The following is a 22,079-nucleotide window of genomic DNA, read 5'->3' on the forward strand; positions in this document are numbered from 1 at the left end:
GGCATTACTGTGGCGGCTATGCGTGTGGCGATGGCCCAGATCAGCTCGACCGACGATCCGAGCGAGAACCTGGCGACCCTGCGTGCGGCGACGCAGGAGGCGGCATCGCGCGGGGCGCGGCTGGTGGTGTTCCCGGAGGCGACGATGTGCCGGTTCGGCGTGCCGCTGAAGCCGGTGGCGGAGGAACTCGACGGGTCGTGGGCGCGCGGAGTATCGGAGGTCGCGGCGTCGGCCGGTGTGACCGTGGTGGCCGGGATGTTCACCCCTTCGGATGACGGTCGCGTGTTCAACACGGTCCTCGTCGCGCATCCCGACGGGTCGCGCATCGGCTACGACAAACTGCACCTCTACGACGCCTTCGGTTTTCACGAGTCCAAGACCGTCGCGGCCGGTTCGGAGCCGGTGACCTTCGACGTCGACGGGGTCACCGTGGGAGTTGCGACCTGCTACGACATCAGGTTTCCCGCCCTGTTCACGACCCTGGCACGACGCGGCGCACAGGTCGTCGTGGTGCCCACGTCCTGGGGTGCCGGGCCCGGCAAGGTCCACCAGTGGGAGGTGCTCGCCACGGCTCGCGCGCTGGATTCCACGACCTTCGTCGTCGCGGTGGGACAGGCCCTTCCACCGGATGAGGCGGTCGCCGGATCCGGGGCCCCGACCGGGATCGGACACAGCCAAATCACAGACCCCTTCGGTACGGTGGTCGCCGCGTACCCGGAGACGGTCTGTGTCGATGTTCACGACCTCGACCTGGAACTGGTCGAGAAGGCTCGTACGCAACTGGCGGTCCTAGCCAACGAGCGAGCGTTGCCGGTCGGCGATGCGGTGCACAGCGAGTTGACACCCGCCGGCGAACGGCTCCGAGAGTCCGACGACCGAGGACGGAACCCATGAGCGACGACAACAAGACTCCCGGTGATGACCCCCGAGACGCGGGCACACCCACCGGAGACGAACCGGTGACCACCGGCGACGAGTGGCGTCCGGTGTCCGGTGACGGTCCGGCCGAGTCGAACGCCGGGCCGGTCGTCCCCGAGACGGGGGAAACCGAACAGTTCCCGACGACACCGGTCACCCCGGGTACACACGCGTATTCGAACGTCCCGCCCTCCGAGGCGGATACCACCGGCCTGGGTGACGGACCGGGCACGCCGGGCACCGCGCAGTTCCCGCCCGGTGAGACCCCCTATGGCGATGAGTCGAGTGCACCCCTCGAGACGCCTGGCAGCGGCCCGGTGATCACCTCGCCGCGGAAGAATCGCAGCACCGGGAAGATCGTGGCGCTGAGCCTCGTCGCCGTGCTGCTCCTGGCCGTGATCGGCGCGGTCGGCAGCGAACTCTATCTGCGCAACAAGGTGACGAACTGCCTCGAGGACTCGTTCAGCGGCCTCACCGGCGTACCCACCTCGGTGTCCCTGAGTCGCAAACCGATCATCATGCAGGGCACCGGCGACATCCCGTACGTGCAGGTCGACACCAAGGACGGCTCCGACGCCAACGGAGTACGTCTGCACATGCGCGCCGACGGCATCTCCGGCGACAACACCAATACCGACATCCGCACCCTCAACGGCCACGGCTTCATCCCATACGAGCGGATCGTCGAGCTCAGCAAGGAGAGTGCGCCTCCGGGTGCCGGTGGCCAGAGCACCGGCAACGGTGCGAGTCCGGTCGGGTCGGTCGAGGAGATCACCGGCAACGCGGCCGAGGGCACCTTCGAGGTACAGGCCGGGTTCCCGGTGATGTTCTTCTCCGTGCCGGTCTCGGCGACCATCAAGCCGGTCCTCCAGGACGGCCGGGTCGACTTCCAGGTCGTCAAGGCCAGCGCGCTGGTGTTCGGCATCCCGCCGGACTTCGCACAGCAGATCGTCGACCAGGTCACCACGTCGGCGCTCGGACCGTTCTTCGACGAGGTCCAGGTCGATCAGTTGAAGGTCACCGACACCGGGCTCGAGTTCGCGATCAGCGGTTCCGACGTCCAGCTCACCAACGAGATGACCGGAAACCAGGAGTCGGGCGGCTGCTCGGCCTGACCGGGCCGTCGGTCACCGCTCGGCGTGAGCCGGGGGATCGACACGGTGGACCCACACCGTGGGCCCGTCGGTGAGCGTGTATTCGGCGCGGACAACCGACTTCCACCGCCGGGTATAGACCGCGGACATCACGGGGTCGGCCGTGCCCGCGGTCACCGGCAGGCCCTGCCGTCGCCCCTTCTCCACGATGGCGTCGACGAGGCGGGACAGTACCCCGCTGCGCCGGTGATCCGGGTGGACGAGACCGAAGATGATGCCGATCGACTCGTCGGCGACGGAGGCCTCGGCATTCGCGCGCCTGAATTCGGTGAAACGTTCGACGAATCCGTCCAGGGTCCGGACGTAGTACCGATTCCGCTCTTTGAGATCGGCGTCGACGATGCCTTTCGCCCGGCCCGGCTCCGAAATCGCGGCCAGCGCGATCAATCTCCCCGATTCATCGAAAACTCCGTACATGCCCGCAAGATTCTCGGCGAACAGGACCTCGCCGTACCACCGGTAGGCGTGGGCCGGAGCCTTTTCGCCGAGAACCCATCGATAGGCCGGAACCTCGCGGAGTCCGGTTTCGAGCAGGTCCAGTGCGTCTTCCCGATCGGACTCCGTCAACAGCCGAGCTCCGTTCACAGATGCCAGGATGCCTTTCGTCACCGCTACATATCAGCACAGCGACACCGCGCCGGGCACGCCTCCGCCGCGTCCGGGCGGTGCGGGTGCAATCGATCTGTAGACTTCACAACCGCCTGACGACATTTACGGTGTGAGGCAGCATTATGTCGGCGCCGACCTCCGACGCCGATTCTCGTCCTGTTCCGTTTCCAGTTCGGAGTGGTCTCGCCTGATGCCCGTCACCCCATCGTTCAACAGAGATGAGGTGCGCGCGCTTCTCGGTCTCGTGGGCACCGCGCTCAGGTCGTCACCGTGGGCGGTGGCCGGTTTCGTGGTCTTTCAACTCGCGAGCGTGTTCACCTCGCTCGCGCAGCCGGCCCTCAACGCCGCGATCATCGATGACGGAATCCTGCGCGGCGACGTGGGGACGATCAAGTTCGTGGGCCTCATCATGGTCGCGGTCGCGGTGGTCAATCTCGTGGTCGCCATCGGCGCGACCTACTTCGCTTCCCATGTGTCGGCGGTGGCCGCACGCGATCTGCGCAGCCGGCTCAACGGCCGTGTCGGAGCCCTCACGAACCAGCAGGTTGCCCGCCTGGGACTGTCCAGCCTGTTGACCAGGTCCACCGGCGACGTGGGGCAGATCCAAGGCTTCGTGTTCATCGGTCTCACGATCGTCGTGACCGCGCCGCTCATGCTGTTCGGTGCACTGATCCTGTCGCTCTCGCAGGCGTGGCAGATGGCTCCGGTGATCCTCGTCGCCGGTCTGCTCCTGGTCGCGCTGATCGGCACGCTGGTGCGGCGCCTCCTTCCGTGGGCCGCCGTCATGCAACGCCGTCTCGACGTCGTGAACCGGGTACTCCGGGAGCAGCTGCGCGGGATCGCGGTGATCCGGACCTTCCGTCGTGAGGACCGTGAGCGTGCCCGATTCGCCGTGGAGAACGACGAACTCACCCACGTGGCCCTGCGGCTGGGACGAACTCAGGTTCTGATGCTCCCGACCGTCACGGCCGTGTCCAACCTCGCGGCGGTGGCAGTGGCCGCGCTGGGCGCCGTCTACGTCGACCGTGGTCAGATGCAGATCGGCCAGATCACGGCCGCCGTCGGCTATCTCGGCCAGATCCTGTTGGCGGTGTCGATGCTGACGGTGATCGCCGGTGTCATCCCACGAGCGGTTACCAGCGCAGGCCGTATCGGCGAGGTGCTCGACACCGAGGTGCTCGAATCCGGTGACGCCGACCCCGCCACGCCATCCCCGGCACCCGCCCTGGTCTTCGAATCGGTGTCCGTCGGGTACCCGGGCGCCGAAGCACCCGCAGTCGACGGGATCTCGTTGACCTGCGCGGCCGGTTCGGTGACCGGTGTTCTCGGCGGGACCGGGAGCGGCAAGTCGACGCTGCTCTCGCTGCCCTTGCGTTTCGCCGACCCCGATGCGGGCGTGGTGCGCTGGGACGGAGCGGACGTGACCGGCTTGGCCCCGGCGTGGGTACGCGCGCGTTCGGCGTTCACCGGGCAGGGCGCCGCGCTGGTCACCGGCACGATTGCCGAGAACCTGCGGCTCGGACGTCCGGACGCCACCGACGCCGAACTGTGGGAGGCGCTCGAGGTGGCGGCGGCCGACGACTTCGTCGCCGCCCGGCAGGGTGGATTGGCCGCTTCGGTCGCGCAGGAAGGACGCAACTTCTCCGGAGGCCAGCGTCAGCGCCTGGCCTTGGCCCGCGCTGTCCTGCGACGCCCGTCGCTGTACGTGCTGGACGACCCGTTCAGTGCGCTCGATGTCGACACCGAGCAGCGAATCATCGCCAATCTGCGGCTCGCCCATCCGGAGTCGACCATCTTGATCGCGGCGCAACGGGTTTCGTCGGTGCGGCACGCCGATGTCATCGGTGTGCTCGAGGACGGCCGTCTGGTCGCGGTCGGTACGGACGAGACGCTGCGCACCGACAGCGAGATCTACCGCGAGATCGCCCACGCGCAGGCGGTGACCAATGCCTGACGGCACCAGACGCGACGGCTCGTTGCGGTGGCTGATGCGGCAGCTGCATCTGAGCCGCGGTCGGGCGGCCACGATTTCTCTCTTCGCGATCACGGCCTCGGTGGGAGGAGTCGTCGGGCCGATCCTCTTCGGCGCGATCACCAACGTGATCGTCGACGGAGCGACCGGGGCCGGGATGGACTGGAACCGACTCTGGTCGCTGCTCGGAGCGCAGGCCGTGATCTATGTGGTCGTCGCCTGCCTGACCTTCACGCAGGGGCAGTTGTTGACCATCGCGGTGCAGCGATCCGTGGCGGGGCTGCGCACTCGCATCGAGGACAAGGTCCACCGGCTCCCGTTGCGCTACTTCGAGTCCAACAATCGCGGAGTGCTGGTCAGCAAGCTCACCGCACACACCGACAACTCCGCCACCGTCATCGCTCCCGTGCTGGTGACGGTCCCCACGAACCTGCTGACCCTGGTCGTGGTGACGATCGTGCTGTTCGTCATCTCGCCGCTGCTGGCCGTGGTCGCACTCGTCGCCGCGCCGGTGTCGGCGGCCGCTTCGGTCGTGATCGCGCGCAAGGTCCGACCGTTCCTGGAGACCAGGTGGACCACCACGGCAGCGCTCACCGGACACATCGAGGAGGAACTCAGCGCCCGTCGCATGTTGCAGGCGTACAACGCCGAGCCCCTCGCCAGACGCCGCTTCGACGACCTCAACGAGAGGTTGTTCGGTTCGACGCGTTCAGCACAGTGGACCGCCGGCACCCTCGCACCGGTGCTAGGCGCGATCAATGCCGTCGTCTTCCTGATCCTGGCGGTCCTCGGTGGCATCATGGTCGTCGATGGAACCCTGAGTCTCGGCGCCGCTCAGGTGGCCGTGATCTTCGCGCAGCAGCTGTCGTCCGCGGTGCGCGAACTGGCCGGATTCGTGACCAAGGTGCAGTCGGGCACGGTGTCGGCGAGCAAGGTCCGCGAGGTCCTCGACGAGCCGGAGGACGCCGCGCCCGAAGGCGCCGAGGAGTCAGAGCCTTCGGCGCGGCATCGCCGTCCTCCGGAGATCGTCTTCGACGACGTCGGCTTCGCATACGACGAGGGCTCGCCGGTTCTGGACTCGGTGAGCTTCCGCATGGCGCCGGGCACGACCACGGCGATCGTGGGGTCGACCGGGGCCGGCAAGACGACCCTCACGAACCTGCTGCAGGCCTTCTACCGCCCGACCTCCGGCTCGATACTGATCGACGGCGAGGACTCCGCAGAGCTCGGTCCGCATCGTGTTCGCAACGGGATGGCGGTGGTGACGCAGGACCCGTGGCTGTTCACCGGAACCGTCCGCGAGAACATCGCATACGGCACGTCAGGTGACGACGCGGTGGCCAAGGCGGTTCACGACGGCCACCTGGATCAGATCCTGGCGGCCCTGCCGCAGGGTATCGACACCGAGATCGGCCAGGAGTCGGAGAACCTCAGCGCGGGCGAGAAGCAGCTCGTGACCGTTGCTCGGGCCATCGCGGCATCTCCACGGATACTCATCCTCGACGAGGCGACCAGCGCCGCCGATCCGCGCACCGAATTGCTCGTCCAGCGGGCGCTGCAACGCCTGCGCGCCGCTACGACGACCCTGCTGATCACCCACCGGATGGCGACCGCCGCGCTCGCCGATCAGATCGTCGTCCTCGAGGGCGGCACGATTGTCGAGGCCGGAACACACGACGAGTTGGCGGCCGGCGGCGGCGTCTACGCGCGCCGCTGCGGCGTCGACCTGGCATCCCGGGCCGAGATGAATCGGTAGAGGTCAACGACCCTTTTGCGGGCGTAATGGTCTAATTTTCGGAACCTATTGACTGATTCGTTTGACTCGATTCGAACGCTTGACCCACTTTGAAGGATCGTGGAACGAGAATCTGTTGATCGGGAAAGTCACGGTTCGGAAGGTTTTGACCGCGGCCGGTCGAATTCGTGGTAAACGGCGCGCGTCGCCAATGGCACATAATTGTGGATTTCGACCGAGAACGTTGCAGCGACGTTGCTAACCCCCGTTCTGCCACCGGGTTTACGGACATTCGTCCAACTGAAATCGATTGTTCGATTAAAGAGGGGTTGTTGACCTGCGCTTTTCGCCGGGATGGATGGCGGAGAAAGAATATTCGTGACAAGAACTGCGAAGTAATGAAGACATTGCCGAGGCGGATATGTAATCTCTGTCTCGAGCCGTCGCACTGGTGGGAGCAGGCGGTCATATTCCAATCATCTCACCAACGGATGGAGGAGAATCATGGCTGATTCAATCGGAGACTCGATCAACGACGGCATCAACGAAGCGATCACGAGCGCGATCCTCGAAGCGTTCACCGGTTCGCTCGACGGCGGCACCGAAGAGCCGGCGACGTAGATCGACAGACTTTCGAATCGCCTCACAGCCTCGGCTGTGGGGCGATTCGCGTTGGGTGGTCGGAGCGTCGGCGTCGCGGAAGCGTCCGGGGGACCGAATGATCCGCGGTGCGTGTCCGCCGGGCGGCCCGACGCGATACGGTCCATCTGACACGACCCGTGCCCGCCCGAGGCCGATCGGGATTCGACGAGGAGGAATGCATGAACCAGCGACTGCGTAGAGGAGGCGCCGCGATCGCGGTCGCGCTGGGCATCGGGCTCACGCTGTCGGCCACCGGTACGACAGGCGTTGCGGCGGCGGCACCGGGTCTCGTGACCGCGGGTTCGCCCACCGAACGGGTCACCGACATCGTCGTGCACTCCGATGCGATGAACAAAGACATCCCGCTGACGGTCATCAAACCCGCCGATGCGTCCAAGCCGCGTGGGGTTCTCTACCTGCTGAACGGCGCCGGCGGCGGCGAGGACGGTGCCAACTGGCTGGCGAAGACCGACATCGTCGAGTTCACCAAGAACAAGAACCTCTACGTCGTCATCCCCAACCAGGGCCAGTTCAGCTACTACACCGACTGGGAGAAGCCCGACCCCGAGCTCGGCGTCCACAAGTGGTCGACCTTCCTCGGCAAGGAATTGCCGCCCGTCTTCGACGCGCACTTCAACACCTCCGGACGCAACGCGATCGGCGGCATCTCCTCATCCGGTACGTCGGTGCTGAATCTCGCGATCGAGCATCCGGATCTGTACGAGGCCGTCGGCTCCTACAGCGGTTGCCCGACCACCGCGGACCCGTTCGGGCAGAACAGCATCCGTCTCGTGGTCGAGCTGCGTGGCGGCGGTGACGCCAGGAACATGTGGGGGCCGTACAACGGGCCCGGGTGGCGCAAGCACGATCCCGTCATCAACGCCCACAAGCTGCGTGGCACCAAGCTCTACATCTCCAACGCGACCGGGCTGCCCGGTCCGTATGACAGCCCGGCGTACGTCAAGAAGCAGGACACCCTCGCCGACCAGATCGTGGTCGGTGGCGTCATCGAGGGCAGCACCATGGCCTGCACCCTGCAGCTGGTGAACCGCCTGCGGCAGTTGAACATCCCCGCGACGGTCGACCTGCCGTCCGTCGGCACCCATTCCTGGGGATACTGGCAGGACCAGCTGCACCGCTCCTGGTCGTTCTACGAACGCGCGCTGAACTAGTTGAAGATCACGGTCTTTCGGCCGTGCACCAGGACCCGGTCCTCGAGGTGCCAGCGCAGTCCGCGGGACAGTACGAGCGTCTCGATGTCGCGTCCCTGACGCACCATGTCGGTCACCGAGTCGCTGTGATCGACACGGATCACGTCCTGTTCGATGATCGGACCCGCGTCGAGGTCTGCGGTGACGTAATGGCACGTCGCGCCGATCAGTTTGACGCCCCGGGCGAAAGCCTGGTGATACGGGCGGGCGCCGATGAAGCTCGGCAGGAAGCTGTGGTGGATGTTGATCGCGCGGCCGGCCCAGGCATCGCACAGCTGCGGCGGCAGGATCTGCATGAACCGGGCCAGGACCACCGCGTCGGGCTGATAGCCGTCGACGACCCTGGCCAGTTCGGCGAAGGCCTCCGCTTTCCGCTCTCCCCCGAATGGGACGTGATGGAACGGGATTCCGAAACGGGTCGCCAACTCCTCGAGTTGGGGATGATTGCCGACGACGGCCCTGATGGTCGCCGGCAACTCGCCTCGATGTGCACGTCCGAGAAGGTCGATGAGACAGTGGGTTTCCTTGCTCACCAGGAGAACCACGGACTTGGCCTCACGTGTGTCGGTGAGGCGCCACTCGGTCTCGGGGCCGAGCTCGGCGGCGACCTCCGCGGCGAAGCGTGCGCGTAGTTCCTCGGCACTGAACGAGACCGTGTCGGCACGGATGGCCTGGCGGGTGAAGAACCAGCCGGTGTCGGGGTCGGAGTGGTACCCGGCCTCGGTGATCCAGCCGCCGATCTCGGTCAGGAAGGTCGAGATCCGGGCGACGATGCCCGTCCGGTCGGGGCAGCCGAGCGTCAGCACGTAGCGGTGCTCGGTCTGGTCGGTGGGGGTCGTCTGTCCGCTCGTCACGACAGTCAGTGTGCCAAGCTCGTCGATGTGACGAACACGGACCTGCGGCGTAGCGACGTCGCCGCCATCATCGACCACACGCTTCTCAAGCCCGAGGCCACCCGAGCGGACGCGGAGGCCACCGTCGCCGAGGCCGCTCGTCTCGGTGTGTTCGCGGTGTGCCTGTCGCCGTCGATGCTGCCGATCGACACCGGCGCCCAGCGGACCTGCGTCGTCGCCGGCTTCCCCTCCGGTAAGCACCACTCGCTGGTCAAGGCCGCCGAGGCGCGTCTCGCGGTGGACTCCGGGGCGGATGAGGTCGACATGGTGATCGATGTCGGCGCCGCGGTCGACGGCCGGTTCGACGAGGTCTTCGCCGATGTGCTGACCGTGCGTGAGGCGGTGGGGGATTCGACGCTGCTGAAGGTGATCATCGAGTCCGCGGTCCTGCTGCAGCTCGCCGGCCCGGACACGGTGACCGAGGTGTGCCGCCGTGCCGAGCGGGCGGGTGCGGGCATGGTGAAGACCTCGACCGGGTTCCATCCCGCCGGTGGGGCGAGCGTCGAGGCGGTCCGCCTCATGCGTGCCGCGGTCGGCGACCGTGTCGGGGTCAAGGCGAGCGGAGGCATCCGGACGGCGGAATTCGCCGCCGAGCTCATCGCCGCCGGCGCGACCCGGTTGGGCCTGTCCTCGTCCGCGACTGTGCTCGACGGCTTCCCGGAGTGATCGGGGCGAGGCCGGTCACGCGACGGGCGCGAGCTTCTGTTGCACGTCGGCCATCACCAGATCGGCGTTGATCGCCGCGCCGGCCGAGACCCCTTCACCCATCGCGACGGTCACCACCGCGTTGAGCGTGGTGTTGTTGCCGGCCGCCCAGACACCGGGAATCGCGGTCGCACCCATCGGGCCGGTCTCGACGACCGCGCCCATCGGGGTCTGCGCAAGCGTGCCGCCGAGCCGTTCGTAGAGATCTCCGCGCACCACGAACCTCGGTGCGACGACGACGGCGTCAGCGCCGAGGACGGTGCCGTCGGACAACTCGACACCATCGAGGCGGGCGTTCGCGTCACCGGTGTCCGTGACGTCGTCGCGGATTCGTAGGCGTTCGACGGCCGTGTCGATCACCGTGATCCCGGCCGCGCCGAGGTTCGCGCGCTCCTGGTCGCCCAGCGCCGCCGCGGTGTGGGCGACGACGGTGACGGCGTCGCTGAGCTGTCCGAACAGGAGAGCCTGATGGGCGGACATCGGGCTCGTCGCCAGCACCACGATCCGGGACCCGCGCACCTCGTAGCCGTGGCAGTAGGGGCAGTGGAGGGCGTCGTGTCCCCACAGTTCGGCGACGCCGGGGATGTCGGGGAGTTCGTCGACGAGACCGGTCGCCAACAAGAGGCGTCGCGCCCGTACGGTGTCGCCCGACGCGAGCGCCAGGACGAACCGATCGCCGTCCCGGCGGGCGTCGACGACCGTGTCGGTGCGGATCTCGCCACCGTACCCGCGGACCTCGGCACGTCCTCGCGCCAGGAGTTCGAGCGGCGGGATGCCCTCCTGGCCGAGAACGTTGTGGGCACCGTCGGCCGGGGCGTTGCGGGGTTCACCGCCGTCGATGACGACGACGGAACGCAGCGAACGGGCGAGTGTGGTCGCCGCGCTCAGTCCTGCGGATCCGCCGCCGATGATCGCGACGTCGTGATCAACGGTGACGGAGCCGGTTTCGGTGAAGGTCGAGTCGGTGGTGGAGTTCATGAGTCCTCGCTCGGGTGTCGGTGGTCAGGTGCCGCAAGGGTGTTCAGGCGGCCGGCTTTGCGACCCACAACAGGCGTCCGGCGGTCAGCATGAGGTCGGCGCGCTTGTGCAGAGATGCGGGGTCGGTGGGGGCGATGAGGCAATCGAGTGATGCCAGATCAGAGCCGGAGAGGTCGTCGGCCAGTCGATGCCGGAACTGGCTGAACCAGTGGACCGCGTACCGGGCGACGCTCTCGCTCGGCCCGGTACGTGCCACGTGGATCGTGTCCCGGTACATCACGTCGTAGCCCGCAGCGCCGAGGGTGTCGGTCCAGTCCACGATGGCCTCCCATCCGGCGCCGGAAGCGGCGGCGTGGCATCGGGCCTCGAGTGTGCCCAGCGCGGTGTCGGCGTCGGGAGCGAACCGGGGCAGGCCCGCCATCTCCACGATCGCGACGACGCCGTCCGGGGCCAGGGCGGCGGCCGCCTGACGCAACAGTGCGGCGGGGTCGGCGACGTGATGCAGCGACATGGCGGCCCAGATCACGTCCGGGGAGCCCAGCGGCGGAAGTCCGTCGTCGAGGTCGGCGACCAGGGTGGTGGTTCTCGACTCGAATCCGCCGGCGCGGGCCCGTTCGTCCACGCGGGCGATCATCTCCGGAGAGCTGTCGACCGCGACGACGTCCGCCCCGTCGAAGTTCCGGGCCAGAGCCTCGGTCCCGGTGCCGGTCCCGGCGCCGAGGTCGACGATCCGCTGCGGAGTCCGGCCGAGGGATCGGGTGATCGCCGCTGCCGCGTCGTCGAGGTAACCGCCGACGAGCTCGGCGTCGAGGTCGAGGGCCGACGCGAGATGTGCGTGCTCATGGGAATGGGTCATGGGATCGACGGTAGCGCGGCTATGCGTTAGAGGCATACCATCTTGCCTATGACGCAAGAACTCGACGCGGTCGTCCGCCAGCGCATCCGTGGCCTGCGGCTGGCCAAGGGCTGGACCCTCGACGCCCTGGCTGCGCGGTGCTACCTCTCCCCGTCGACGCTGAGCCGTATCGAGACCGGACATCGGCGGGTCGCGCTGGACCAGCTGGTCCCGATCGCCCGAGCGCTGGCTACGACGCTGGATCAGCTCGTGGAGCCCGCCGACGACACGGACGTCGTGATCCGCCCGCAGCCGCACACCGTCGAGGGGATGACGATGTGGCTGCTCTCGCGCGAGAACAGCCCACAGGGGGTGACCGTCGCGAAGATGCGCTTCGAACGTGAAGAACCGCTCGACGACCTGAGGGTTCACCCCGGTCGGGAATGGTTCACGGTGCTCTCGGGCACAGTGCGGCTTCGGCTCGGCGACCGCACGATCATCGTCCCGGAAGGTGATGCCGCGGAGTTCTCGACCATGATCCCGCACGCGATCTGTGCCCACGACGGTCCGGTGGAGGTGCTCTCGATCATGGATCACGCGGGCGAGCGCGCCCACATGCCGTCCGTGGCGACGGTCGCCGAGGAGCCGGCCTGAGCCACGCGGCTCACCCGGTCGATCACGTGCGGTCGGTAGTGTTGAGCGCGTGATGACTTCTCAGGCCCCGGTGAACCGACGTGCTGTGCTCGCCGCGGCCGGGGTCGGCGTACTCGGGGTCGCGATCGCGGCGTGTACGGGTTCCGACGCCGGCTCGGGCGGCGACAAGCCTGCCGAACCCAAGGTCCGGCTGACCTTCACCCCGCCGCTCGACGGTGAGGCGCCCAGCCCGATCGCCGAGATCTCCGTGCAGGCCGCGGACGGCACGCTCAACCCCGATGTGAAGCTGACGAATCCGCGCGGGCGAGTGGTGAACGGCCGGCTGTCGGAGGACCGGACGAGCTACACCATCGCCGAGCCCCTGGGCTATGGCACCGAATACACCTGGAGCGGAACGGCTCTCGGAACCGATGGCAAGACCGTGCCGGTGGCGGGGAGCTTCACCACGCTCGAGCCGTCGAGTCAGCTGAACGTCGTGGTCAACATCGGCGACGGTCAGGAGGTCGGCATCGCGGCGCCGATCATCCTGAAGTTCAACGGGACGGTCGAGGACAAGGAAGAGGTGGAGCGGGCCCTCACCGTCACCACCACGCCGCCCACCGAGGGGTCGTGGGCCTGGCTCGGCGAGGACAACGGATCTCGAGTGCACTGGCGTCCCCGCGAGTACTGGGCCCCCGGCACCAAGGTGCACATGGACGCGAAGCTGTACGGCCTCGACCACGGCGGCGGCGCCTATGGAGCGGCCGACGTGACCAGTGATTTCTCGATCGGGCGCGCACAGGTGGTGCAGGCCGTGGAGTCCTCGCACCGCATCGTCGTGATCCGGGACGGCGCCGAACTGATGTCCCTGCCCTGCAGCTACGGCGGTGGCGACCTCGACCGCAACGTCACCCGGTCGGGGATCCACGTGGTCACCGAGAAGTACGACGAGTTCTTCATGAGCAACCCGGCGGCCGGCTACTTCAACATCCGGGAACGCTGGGCCGTGCGCATCTCCAACAACGGCGAGTTCATCCACGCCAACCCCGAGACGGTCAATGTGCAGGGCACGGCCAACGTCACCAACGGCTGCATCAACCTGTCCGAGGCCGACGCCGAGCGGTATTTCACCACCGCCGTCTACGGTGACCCCGTGGAGGTCTCGGGTACGCGCATCCAGTTGTCGGAGGCCGACGGTGACATCTACGACTGGATCTTCGACTGGGAGACCTGGCAGGGGATGTCGGCGATCAAGGGCGAGGTGACGGAGTCGTCGGTGCCGGCGACGCCGAGCGGCGCCCCGACCACCAACGCTCCCGCTCCGCGCTAGCCCCCGGAGCGAACGCTAGCCCGTCTTGATGTTGCGCCGCGCCGACGCCTGGTCACGCGGCTTGAGCACGATCTGGTCGAGGTTCACGTGCGGCGGGCGGGAAGCCACGAAGCCGATGACCTCGGCGACGTCCTCGGCGGTCAGCGGGGTGAGGCCCTCGTAGACGGCGTCGGCGCGTTCCTGATCGCCGGCGAATCGCACGAGCGAGAAGTCGGTCTCGACCATGCCCGGCGCGATCTCGGTGAGACGCACCGGCTTGCCGAGGAGTTCGCCGCGCAGGGTGCGGTGGGTGATCGCCTGAGCGTGTTTGGCCGAGGTGTAGCCGGCACCGTTGTCGTAGGCCTCCAGCGCGGCGACGGAGGTGATCGCGACGATCAGTCCGTCCCCGGAGGCGATGAGCGCGGGGATGAGGGCCTTGGTGATCCGCAGGCTCCCCAGGACGTTGGTCTCCCACATCCAGCGCCAGTCGTCGAGGTTCGCGGTGGAAACCGGGTCGAGGCCCTTGGCACCACCGGCGTTGTTCACGAGTACGTGCACGCGGTCGAGGCCTTCGACGAACGCCGCCACCGAATCCTCGTCGGTGACGTCGAGCTGCTTGCCGGTGCCGCCGATCTCGGCGGCGAGTGCCTCGACGCGGTCGACGCGCCGCGCGCCGAGCACCACGTGGTAGCCCTGCTTCGCGAGTTGACGAGCGGTGGCGGCGCCGATCCCCGAACTCGCGCCGGTGACGACGGCGATCGGTCGCTGATCAGCGTTCTGTGCGGTGGCGTCGGTGCTGGTGTCAGGGCTCATGCGCCCACCTTACGACGCATTGCGACATCCCCGCCGACGCGTCGGTGTGCGCTCGCGCACTGCTACATTCGTCCCATGCGTGGGGGAGTGATCCCGGCGGCGCTGCAACTGACGTCCACTCCGGCGGCCGCGGTCTTGCATGCGATCCGGGTCAGCGGGCCGGTGACCCGGGATCAGCTCGCCGCGACGACGGGCCTGTCCGCGGCGACGATCAACCGCCAGGTCCATGCGCTGGCGGCACACGGCCTGATCGCCGAGCGACCCGATCTTGCGGGTCCGAAAACCATTGGCCGCCCGAAGAATCCGCTCACCATCGACCGGGACTCGCTGTGCGTCGCGGGGATGCACATCGGTGCCCGGCGCACCGTGCTGGTGATCGCCGATCTCGGTGGGCGCACGCTGCACAGTCATGTTGTACTCACCCCGTCCGGTGACCAGCAGGAGGCGATAGGACAACTGTGCGCACAGCTCGCCGAGCTCGCCGGCCGGTTCAGCGGACGACGTCTGCTGTGGGGCGGGGTGGCCGTCGGCGGCGCGGTCGACGTCGAGACGGGTGTGGTGGATCACCGTGTTCTCCGATGGCATCAGCTCCCGGTGGGCGCAACCCTTGCGGCCCGCCTCGACACCCCGGTGTCGGTGTGTGAACACGTGGAGGCGATGGCTGCCGCGGAACTGTTGCTGGCCGGACCGCGGGACGGGTCCGGGACCGGCCTCTTCTTCTACGCCCGCGAGACCGCAGGTATGGCAATGACTCTCGAAGGCCGCGTGCACATCCCCGAACGGGGCGCCGGGACCATTGCGCACCTACCCGTGTCCGCGCCGGTGCTGGCTCCCGGACTCACCCGCGTCCGGCTGCAGAACGTCATCGGTGACGACGCGGCGCGGGCCGCCGCGCAGCGCCTCGGCATCGATCCGGATTCGTCCCGCATCGTCGACGAACGCGCGCGGGTCCTCGGGGAGGCGGTCGCGTTGATCCGTGACGTGATCAACCCGGACACGATCGTCGTCGCCGGTGACGCGTTCTCGGCGCACCCGCGGGGCCTCGCGCCGGTACAGGCGGCCTTCGACGAGGCGTCGACCATCGAGTGGTCGCTGGAGATCGCGCCGTCGAGATTCGGTGTGCACGTTCAGGAGAGCGCCGCGGTCGTGGTGGCGCTGAGTGTGATCTACGCCGATCCGATCGCTGCCGTCGCCACACTCTGAACCGCGGTCCGTTCGCGGACGCCGACCGCCACGTGTGCCGAGCCGGGGGTGATCACCTACGGTGGGGGACATGACCCTGCCCCGCGATGTGTCCGCCCGGCTCGAGGTGCGCATCGACGACCCGACCGAACTCGAGATGCAGATCACGGTCGCGAAGCTGCCCGGCCTGCAGTTGCAGGAGGAACTCAAGATCGAGCTGGACGGCGACGCCGTCGCCGCGGAGGAGCTCGTCGCCGACCACGGGTCGCGGATCCACCGGATGCAGCTCGACCGTGGACTGCTGACGATCGACTACACCGCCGAGATCCTCACTCCCGCGGACCCGCTCCCGGTGGAGAGCACCGACCGGTCGCGGTACCTGCGGCCCAGTCGGTATGCGGAGTGCGACAAGTTCTTCGGGTTCGTCGCCGGGCAGTTCGACCTGTCGCTGCCCGAGGGGGAACTCCTGGATCAGGTGGTGACCTTCGTCCAGAAACGGCTCAGCTACATTCCCGGGACGAGCGACCCCATCGACGGTGCCGTCGACACCCTGCTCGCCGGGGCCGGGGTGTGCCGGGACTACGCACACCTTGTCGTCGCACTCCTCAGAGCGCTGAACATCCCGGCTCGGCTCGTCGCCGTGTACGCGCCGGGATGCTCCCCGATGGATTTCCACGCTGTCGCGGAGGCGATCATCGACGGTCGATGGGTGGTCGTCGACGCCACGCGGCTGGCCCCCCGGCAGTCGTTCGTCCGCATCGCCACCGGACGCGACGCCGCGGACACCGCCTTCCTCGACAACCACCGCGGCACGATCACCCTCAACTCCTATGCGGTGACCGCAACGGTCCGTGGTGACCTGCCCTACGACGACGCGACGACCCGCATCACCATCGGCTGAACCGGATCAGGCGCCGAGAACGCCTCGCCGCGCGGTGGCCACGTGATCGAGAACGGCGGCGACGTCGTCGGTGTCCCCGATCCGGAATCCGGCGGCCGTATCCCCGTCGCCGACCTTGATACCGATGTCCCCGGCGTCGGGACGCAGGTGCGCGAACGCCTTCTCATCGGTCACGTCGTCGCCCAGGTAGATGACGACGTCGCAGTCGAGACGCTCCCGGAGGGTGTCGAGTGCATGTCCCTTGCTGGTTTCGATGACCGCGAGTTCGAGCACGCTCTTGCCCTCGGTGGGATGTACGCCGTCCCAGGCGCCGGGGCCGGATCGTGCGCATTCGAGTGCAGTCACGGCGTCATCCGGGTCCGCGTTTCGCACGTGCAGCACGGTGCTCGCGGGTTTGGTCTCGACCGTCGAGCCGGGGAATCGAGCTGCGATGCCGCGCAATTCGTCGATGAGCCGGACGAGCAGTGCGCGTGCCTCGTCGGTCACCTCGACCGCGAAACCGGTGTCGAATTCGCTGCCGTGACTCCCGACCAGTGTCACCGGTGCCGACAGGCCGGACAGCGCTGCGAGGACGGCGAGCTCACGACCGGAGATGACCGCGACCTCGGTGTCGGCGAGCGCAGCGGCCGCCTCCAGGGCGATGACCGACGCGGGATCGGGTACCGCGTCCTCCGGACGCGACACGATCGGCGACACGCATCCGTCGTAGTCGGACGCGACGAGCAGCCGCCGTGTGCGCGCGGCCTCTTCGAGGGCCTCGCGTAGCGCCGCGGGAATCCCGGTGTCGCTCATACGTTGTCGACGACCCCGTCCGACGCCTCGGCGGCCTCGGCGTCCGAGTCCACCAGGTGTACCCCGCGGTTCGGTTCCAGTTCGGTCTCCGAGTTCTCGCCGAGAGTACCCAGGAAGCTGCGGGCCCATTTGTCGACGTCGTGGGCGAGTACCTGTCGGCGCAGCGCCCGCATGCGGCGTCGTCCCTCGTGTTCGCTCTGGTTCACCGCTGCCTCGATGGCGTCCTTCACTCCGTCGAGGTCATACGGGTTGGCCTGGTACGCCGACCGCAATTCGGCTGCGGCACCGGTGAACTCGCTGAGCACCAGGGCGCCGCCCAGGTCACTGCGGCAGGCCACGTACTCCTTGGCCACGAGGTTCATGCCGTCGCGCAGGGGTGTCACCAGCATGACGTCGGCGGCCACGAAGAAGGCGATGAGCTCATCGCGCGGCACCGGTCGGTGGAGATACTGGACGACCGGCCGGCTCACCGTGCTGCTGTGGTTGCCGTTGATGTTGCCGACCAGTTGCTCGATTCCCGCGCGCATCCGCTTGTAGCTCTCGACGCGTTCCCGACTGGGGGTGGCGAGCTGGATCATCACCGTCTCGGACGGGTCGAGCCGTTCCTCGTCCAGCAACTCCGAGATCGCCTTGAGGCGGACGTCGATGCCCTTGGTGTAGTCGAGTCGGTCGACGCCGAGCATGATCGTCCTGGGGTTGCCCAGTTCCTTGCGGATCTCGGCGGCCCGATCACGGATCTTCTTGGTCTTCGCCAGTGCGGCGAGTTCGCCGGAGTCGATCGAGATGGGGAACGCACCCACGCGCACGGTGCGGAAGCCGGCCTGGACGACGCCGAAGCGCGACCGGACACCGACGGTGCCCTTGCTGGTGGCCTGGCCGGCCAGCCGGCGCGCGAGGAAGAGGAAGTTCTGAGCTCCGCCGGGCAGGTGGAAACCGATCAGGTCGGCGCCCAGGAGGCCCTCGACGATCTCGGTGCGCCACGGCATCTGCATGAACAGTTCCACCGGCGGGAACGGGATGTGCAGGAAGAAGCCGATCTTCACGTCGGGCCGCAGCATGCGCAGCATCTTCGGGACGAGCTGCAGCTGATAGTCCTGCACCCACACGACGGCACCCTCGCCGGCCGCCTTCGACGCGGCCTCGGCGAACCGCCGGTTGACCTCGACATAGGTGTTCCACCACTCGCGGTGGTACTCGGGTTTGACGATGACGTCGTGGTAGAGCGGCCACAGTGCACCGTTGGAGAAGCCCTCGTAGTACTCGGCGATCTCCCGGGTGGACAGCGGCACCGCGTGGATGTCGATGCCCTCGATGTCCGGGGGATTGTCGTCGGAATCGGGGATGCCCGACCATCCGACCCACGCACCGGTGTTGGCTCGCAGAATCGGTTCGAGAGCGGTCACCAGGCCGCCGGGACTCCGCTTCCAGTTGACCGTGCCGTCGGGCAGGACCTCCTTGTCGACGGGCAGACGGTTGGCGACGACGACGAACTCTGCGCCGTCGTGCGGAGCAACCCGGTTGGGCCCCTCCCCGTGCTCGCGGTCTCGGGCGGCGTCGTGCCCGGTTCCAGCCGGTCGCGGCGTCACCTGATCAGGCGTTCTCGCCCGGCGCGATCCCCAGCATGGCGAGCAGCATCCGGCATTCGTCGGCGTCGGTGGCGTAGGCGGCCACGACGCGACGCGCCGAATTGGCGGTCTCGTCGGCTACCGGTTCCAGTTCTTCGTCGGCGATGTCGGTGGTCTTCGCGGGCATGTGAGTCCCCTCGTAGTGCGTGCGGTGTCGCGGTGTGGCCTGGGGCCGTACGGGCTGGAGCGGCCGATGGGTGGCGCGCCCGATTCGCCATTCTACCCGGGGGATGAGGGTGCTCAGAACCGCCGCGGTGGTGGGGGCCACCGGCGGTTCTGGCGGATCGCCCGCCCCTCGCGGGCCTCGCGCTGGGCGAGGAGGCGGCGCCGCAGGCTCCAGTCGGGCCGAGGGGGCAGCTGTGGCCGGCGCAGCGACCGGGCGACGAACTCGCCGAGTGTGACGCCCGCGGCGAGGGCGCATCCGATGGCGAGGGCGTTCGCGATCCAGGTGAAACCGCTGAGCGTCTGTTCGCTGAGGATGCCGTACAGGCCGCGGTAGACGGCCAGACCCGGCAGGAGCGGGGTGATGCCGGCGACCGCGACGACCAGCGGCGGCGTCAGCGCGCGGCGGGCCATCAGGCCGCCGACGAGTCCGACGAACGCGGCGGCGAGACCGTTGGCGATCACGTCGCCGATCGAGGTGAAGGTCGCCGAGGCCGCGACCGCGGTACCGATGAGGCCGCCGAGGAAGGCAACCCCGAGCGCGCGTGTCTCGGCATAACTGGCCAGTGCGTAGGCGCAGGCCGCGAAGGCGCCCGCAGCCACCCGGATCGGCAGTTCCACCGCTTCGAAGCTGGTGGTCGTGGTGATCGTCGGCAGGAAGATGCCGCCCGCCTCGAGCAGCCGGATGGCCACACCGACACCGGCGATGATGCCGCCGGTCATGAGGAGGAGTTCGAAGAACCGGGCGACGCCGGTGATCGGGGCGCCGGTGATGGCGTCCTGCACCGAACCGACGAGCGACAGCCCCGAGAGCAGGACGACGATGCCGGCGGCGATGACCTGTGACGGTGTTATCTCCACACCGAGCCGGTCGGCCGCGCCGAAGACGAGGGCCGCCGGGACCACGGCGATGAATCCGCCGACGAGCTGCTGAAAGAAGACGGGCGTACCGATCCGGTTGAGGTTCCGGTTGATCACCACGATCGCGACCGTGGTGAGGAACGCCAGGGCGGCAACCAGGTACTGGCCGCCGAGCAGGACGGAGATCCCCGACGCCATCGCGCCCCAGGCAATCGTCGCGACCCAGTGCGGGTACGGATGTGGCGCGGTGATGATCTCGTCGACCATCCGGTGCGCGGTCGACGGGGTGATGCCGGAGTCGCGGATGCGCCGGACGAGCCGGTCCACCTGGGCGAGCCGGGTGAAGTCCATCGAGCGGTAGTAGACCTGCTCCATCGTGGTGATCGGCGGGAGGGTGGCGCCTCGCCGGGCGCTGACGACGATCGTGTTGTACGTCACGTCGACGTCGACGTCGTCGAGGCCGTAAACGCCTGCGACGAACTTGATCTGGGTCTGGGTGTCGATCGCGCCGGTGCCCGAGTCGAGCAGGACGGCGCCGATCTTGGTGGCGAGGTCGAGCACCTCGGTGATCGCCGCGACGTCGAACGGTTCGATCGGTTTGCGCGGCGACACCATGATGCTGCCGGGTTCGATCGTGTCGATCGTCGCCTGCCGGGTACCGGTGAGTCGACGAAGCGCGCGGCCGAGCTGTTCGCGCACGCAGTCCTCCTGGGGTCGGTCGTGGGAGCACCCGGTGTGTAACCGAGTGGCCGTTGCACCAATCCTGTCAGGAACTCCGTATGGCCCGGCGTGCGGACCGCACGCCGGGCCATACCGTGGGTAGCGCTACTCGGCGGCCGTGGCGATCGAGGCCATTCGTGCGCGAGACGCCTCGGTCACCGCGGTGGTGGCGTCCTTGTCGGCGCCGGCGCGTTCGGCGAGTTCCCGATAGGTCAGCGGGGCGTGTTCGAAGGCACCCTCGTGGGCGGCCACGGCTTCGCGCCGGGTCGCGAACTCGGGATTGCGCTCTTCGAACCGGGCGCGCTCGTCGAGCCGTCGGCGCCAGTGCGCCACGTACTCGCGATCGCCACGACGGGTGCCCTCCCACGAATTGGGCGCCGCCGCCGCCGACGGCGGGAGCGTGGCACCACCGCCGATGTTGACGGTGCGCAACAGACGGGTACTCGCCCCGCCACAGTGCGGGCACGCGGGCGCCTCGTCCTGCCAGGACGAGAGCAGGTGTTCGAACTCGGTGCCACAAATGGCGCGAAAATCATACAGGGGCATGGGGTTCTCCTCCTCGGCCTCAGGTGTAGTAGTTGCCGACGCCGGTCTTGAGCGTGGTGATCTGTTCTGCGTCGTGTCCGAACACGACGGTGGCATCGGTCTTCTCGGCGATGGACCGGATCCGTTCCACCGAATCGAACCAGGACACCGTGTCGTAGACGATCCCGGCCGCGACCGCCGGCGGACCGTAACTCTCGCTGCGGTACAACGAGTCCGAGGTGAATATCATCGTTCCCGAATCGGCCAGGTCGACCTGCAGGGACAAGGTGCCCCAGGTGTGTCCTGGGGTGCGTAGCAGGGTGATACCCGGCAGCAGCTCGGTGTCCTCGTTGATCGTGGTGAAGTCCAGACCGTCGTAGTCACACTTGATGTGCGCACCCTTGTTGTAGCCGTCGAAGCCGAAGGCGCCTTCCTTCTCCCGTTCGTCGACGATGAGGGTTGTCGAGGTGCCTGCCCAGAGCTGCGCGTTGGCGGCGTGGTCCATATGGAGGTGTGACAGCAGCACATAGTCGATGTCAGCGGGTTGCAGGTCGAGCTGATCGAGCCGAGAGTCCATCCAGCGTTCTTCGTCGACGTCGTCACACGGGAAGAACTTGTCGAAACCGGTCGGACCCCATCGCTGTTCCCAATCACGGGGAATTCCGGTGTCCCACAACAGTTTCTTTCCGTCGGGATGTTCGATGTAGACGACGTGGGTGGGCACGGCCACCCAGTCGCGCTGCCGATCGCGGTTGTCGCTGGTCAGCATCCGGGTGGGATCGATCAGAAGCCACGTCAGGTCGGAGTGCATGGTGCCGGTGGGGAGGATGGAGAGTTTGATCTTGTCGTTGTCGCTCACGGTCGGTCTCCTAGCTGTCGGTGTGCGGGGCGTGGGGAAGGTGGA

At 67.9% G+C, this 22,079-nt stretch carries 21 protein-coding genes; 10 read left to right on the forward strand and 11 right to left on the reverse strand.

Annotation, left to right across the window (positions count from 1 at the left end):
* The first annotated feature begins 18 nt into the window (after nucleotides 1–18).
* Nucleotides 19–894 (forward strand): carbon-nitrogen hydrolase family protein, encoded by an 876-nt coding sequence (locus NWF34_RS14600; protein WP_258325362.1) that lies wholly within the window; start codon nucleotides 19–21, stop codon nucleotides 892–894.
* A complete protein-coding gene (locus NWF34_RS14605; protein ID WP_258325363.1) occupies nucleotides 891–2,033 on the forward strand; it encodes an LmeA family phospholipid-binding protein in 1,143 nt (380 codons plus the stop codon). The genes NWF34_RS14600 and NWF34_RS14605 overlap by 4 nt, the downstream gene beginning before the upstream one ends.
* A gap of 12 nt (nucleotides 2,034–2,045) precedes the next feature.
* Here the strand turns inward: NWF34_RS14605 and NWF34_RS14610 are convergent, their stop codons facing one another.
* Entirely contained in the window at nucleotides 2,046–2,639 is a 594-nt protein-coding gene (locus NWF34_RS14610) for a hypothetical protein (protein WP_258325364.1), read from the reverse strand.
* Between the two features lie 232 nt (nucleotides 2,640–2,871).
* On the opposite strand from NWF34_RS14610, the gene NWF34_RS14615 reads away from it, so the two are divergent.
* The 3 genes from NWF34_RS14615 (at nucleotide 2,872) to NWF34_RS14625 (ending at nucleotide 8,202) form a co-directional block, all read left to right on the forward strand.
* Entirely contained in the window at nucleotides 2,872–4,635 is a 1,764-nt protein-coding gene (locus tag NWF34_RS14615) for an ABC transporter ATP-binding protein (RefSeq protein WP_258325365.1), read from the forward strand.
* Nucleotides 4,628–6,409 (forward strand): ABC transporter ATP-binding protein, encoded by a 1,782-nt coding sequence (locus NWF34_RS14620; RefSeq protein WP_258325366.1) that lies wholly within the window; start codon nucleotides 4,628–4,630, stop codon nucleotides 6,407–6,409. The genes NWF34_RS14615 and NWF34_RS14620 overlap by 8 nt, the downstream gene beginning before the upstream one ends.
* Before the next feature lie 800 nt (nucleotides 6,410–7,209).
* The gene (locus NWF34_RS14625; protein ID WP_258325367.1) at nucleotides 7,210–8,202 is read left to right on the forward strand and encodes an alpha/beta hydrolase family protein; all 993 of its coding nucleotides are present in this window, start codon (nucleotides 7,210–7,212) and stop codon (nucleotides 8,200–8,202) included.
* Here the strand turns inward: NWF34_RS14625 and purU are convergent.
* Complete coding sequence (purU, locus tag NWF34_RS14630; protein WP_258325368.1) at nucleotides 8,199–9,095, reverse strand: formyltetrahydrofolate deformylase; 897 nt, start codon at nucleotides 9,093–9,095, stop codon at nucleotides 8,199–8,201. The genes NWF34_RS14625 and purU overlap by 4 nt on opposite strands.
* 27 nt (nucleotides 9,096–9,122) lie before the next feature.
* Here purU and deoC point away from each other — a divergent pair, with 27 nt between their 5' ends.
* Complete coding sequence (gene deoC, locus NWF34_RS14635) at nucleotides 9,123–9,800, forward strand: deoxyribose-phosphate aldolase (RefSeq protein ID WP_258325369.1); 678 nt, start codon at nucleotides 9,123–9,125, stop codon at nucleotides 9,798–9,800.
* A 15-nt stretch (nucleotides 9,801–9,815) separates the two neighbouring features.
* Here the strand turns inward: deoC and NWF34_RS14640 are convergent, their stop codons facing one another.
* Together NWF34_RS14640 and NWF34_RS14645 are read right to left on the reverse strand one after the other, a co-directional pair.
* Nucleotides 9,816–10,817 carry an NAD(P)/FAD-dependent oxidoreductase gene (locus NWF34_RS14640; RefSeq protein WP_258325370.1) on the reverse strand — a complete coding sequence of 334 codons (1,002 nt, stop codon included), beginning with the start codon at nucleotides 10,815–10,817 and terminating at the stop codon, nucleotides 9,816–9,818.
* Nucleotides 10,818–10,860: 43 nt separating this feature from the next.
* Nucleotides 10,861–11,673 (reverse strand): trans-aconitate 2-methyltransferase, encoded by an 813-nt coding sequence (locus NWF34_RS14645; protein ID WP_258325371.1) that lies wholly within the window; start codon nucleotides 11,671–11,673, stop codon nucleotides 10,861–10,863.
* Nucleotides 11,674–11,721: 48 nt separating this feature from the next.
* On the opposite strand from NWF34_RS14645, the gene NWF34_RS14650 reads away from it, so the two are divergent.
* A complete protein-coding gene (locus NWF34_RS14650) occupies nucleotides 11,722–12,306 on the forward strand; it encodes a helix-turn-helix domain-containing protein (RefSeq protein ID WP_258325372.1) in 585 nt (194 codons plus the stop codon).
* A gap of 52 nt (nucleotides 12,307–12,358) precedes the next feature.
* On the forward strand, nucleotides 12,359–13,615 hold the full coding sequence (locus NWF34_RS14655) for an Ig-like domain-containing protein (RefSeq protein WP_258325386.1): 1,257 nt from the start codon (nucleotides 12,359–12,361) through the stop codon (nucleotides 13,613–13,615).
* A 15-nt stretch (nucleotides 13,616–13,630) separates the two neighbouring features.
* Here the strand turns inward: NWF34_RS14655 and NWF34_RS14660 are convergent, their stop codons facing one another.
* Complete coding sequence (locus NWF34_RS14660) at nucleotides 13,631–14,407, reverse strand: SDR family NAD(P)-dependent oxidoreductase (RefSeq protein ID WP_258325373.1); 777 nt, start codon at nucleotides 14,405–14,407, stop codon at nucleotides 13,631–13,633.
* A 75-nt stretch (nucleotides 14,408–14,482) separates the two neighbouring features.
* Here NWF34_RS14660 and NWF34_RS14665 point away from each other — a divergent pair, with 75 nt between their 5' ends.
* Nucleotides 14,483–15,610, forward strand: a complete 1,128-nt coding sequence (locus NWF34_RS14665) for an ROK family transcriptional regulator (protein ID WP_258325374.1) — start codon at nucleotides 14,483–14,485, stop codon at nucleotides 15,608–15,610.
* Between the two features lie 70 nt (nucleotides 15,611–15,680).
* Nucleotides 15,681–16,490 carry a transglutaminase family protein gene (locus NWF34_RS14670; protein WP_258325375.1) on the forward strand — a complete coding sequence of 270 codons (810 nt, stop codon included), beginning with the start codon at nucleotides 15,681–15,683 and terminating at the stop codon, nucleotides 16,488–16,490.
* 6 nt (nucleotides 16,491–16,496) lie between these two features.
* Here NWF34_RS14670 and otsB read toward each other — a convergent pair whose 3' ends face one another.
* The 6 genes from otsB to NWF34_RS14700 all read right to left on the reverse strand — a co-directional run bounded on the left by otsB (nucleotide 16,497) and on the right by NWF34_RS14700 (nucleotide 22,034).
* Nucleotides 16,497–17,282 carry a trehalose-phosphatase gene (gene otsB / locus NWF34_RS14675; protein ID WP_258325376.1) on the reverse strand — a complete coding sequence of 262 codons (786 nt, stop codon included), beginning with the start codon at nucleotides 17,280–17,282 and terminating at the stop codon, nucleotides 16,497–16,499.
* The gene (locus tag NWF34_RS14680; RefSeq protein WP_258325377.1) at nucleotides 17,279–18,868 is read right to left on the reverse strand and encodes a trehalose-6-phosphate synthase; all 1,590 of its coding nucleotides are present in this window, start codon (nucleotides 18,866–18,868) and stop codon (nucleotides 17,279–17,281) included. The genes otsB and NWF34_RS14680 overlap by 4 nt, the downstream gene beginning before the upstream one ends.
* A gap of 4 nt (nucleotides 18,869–18,872) precedes the next feature.
* Nucleotides 18,873–19,034 (reverse strand): hypothetical protein, encoded by a 162-nt coding sequence (locus tag NWF34_RS14685; protein ID WP_005200235.1) that lies wholly within the window; start codon nucleotides 19,032–19,034, stop codon nucleotides 18,873–18,875.
* A gap of 113 nt (nucleotides 19,035–19,147) precedes the next feature.
* Nucleotides 19,148–20,629 (reverse strand): threonine/serine exporter ThrE family protein, encoded by a 1,482-nt coding sequence (locus tag NWF34_RS14690; protein WP_258325378.1) that lies wholly within the window; start codon nucleotides 20,627–20,629, stop codon nucleotides 19,148–19,150.
* 126 nt (nucleotides 20,630–20,755) lie between these two features.
* Entirely contained in the window at nucleotides 20,756–21,196 is a 441-nt protein-coding gene (locus NWF34_RS14695) for a zinc ribbon domain-containing protein (protein ID WP_258325379.1), read from the reverse strand.
* A gap of 19 nt (nucleotides 21,197–21,215) precedes the next feature.
* On the reverse strand, nucleotides 21,216–22,034 hold the full coding sequence (locus tag NWF34_RS14700) for an N-acyl homoserine lactonase family protein (protein WP_258325380.1): 819 nt from the start codon (nucleotides 22,032–22,034) through the stop codon (nucleotides 21,216–21,218).
* Nucleotides 22,035–22,079 lie beyond the last annotated feature (45 nt).

This window comes from Gordonia sp. GONU (assembly GCF_024733855.1).
Taxonomy (GTDB): domain Bacteria; phylum Actinomycetota; class Actinomycetes; order Mycobacteriales; family Mycobacteriaceae; genus Gordonia; species Gordonia amicalis.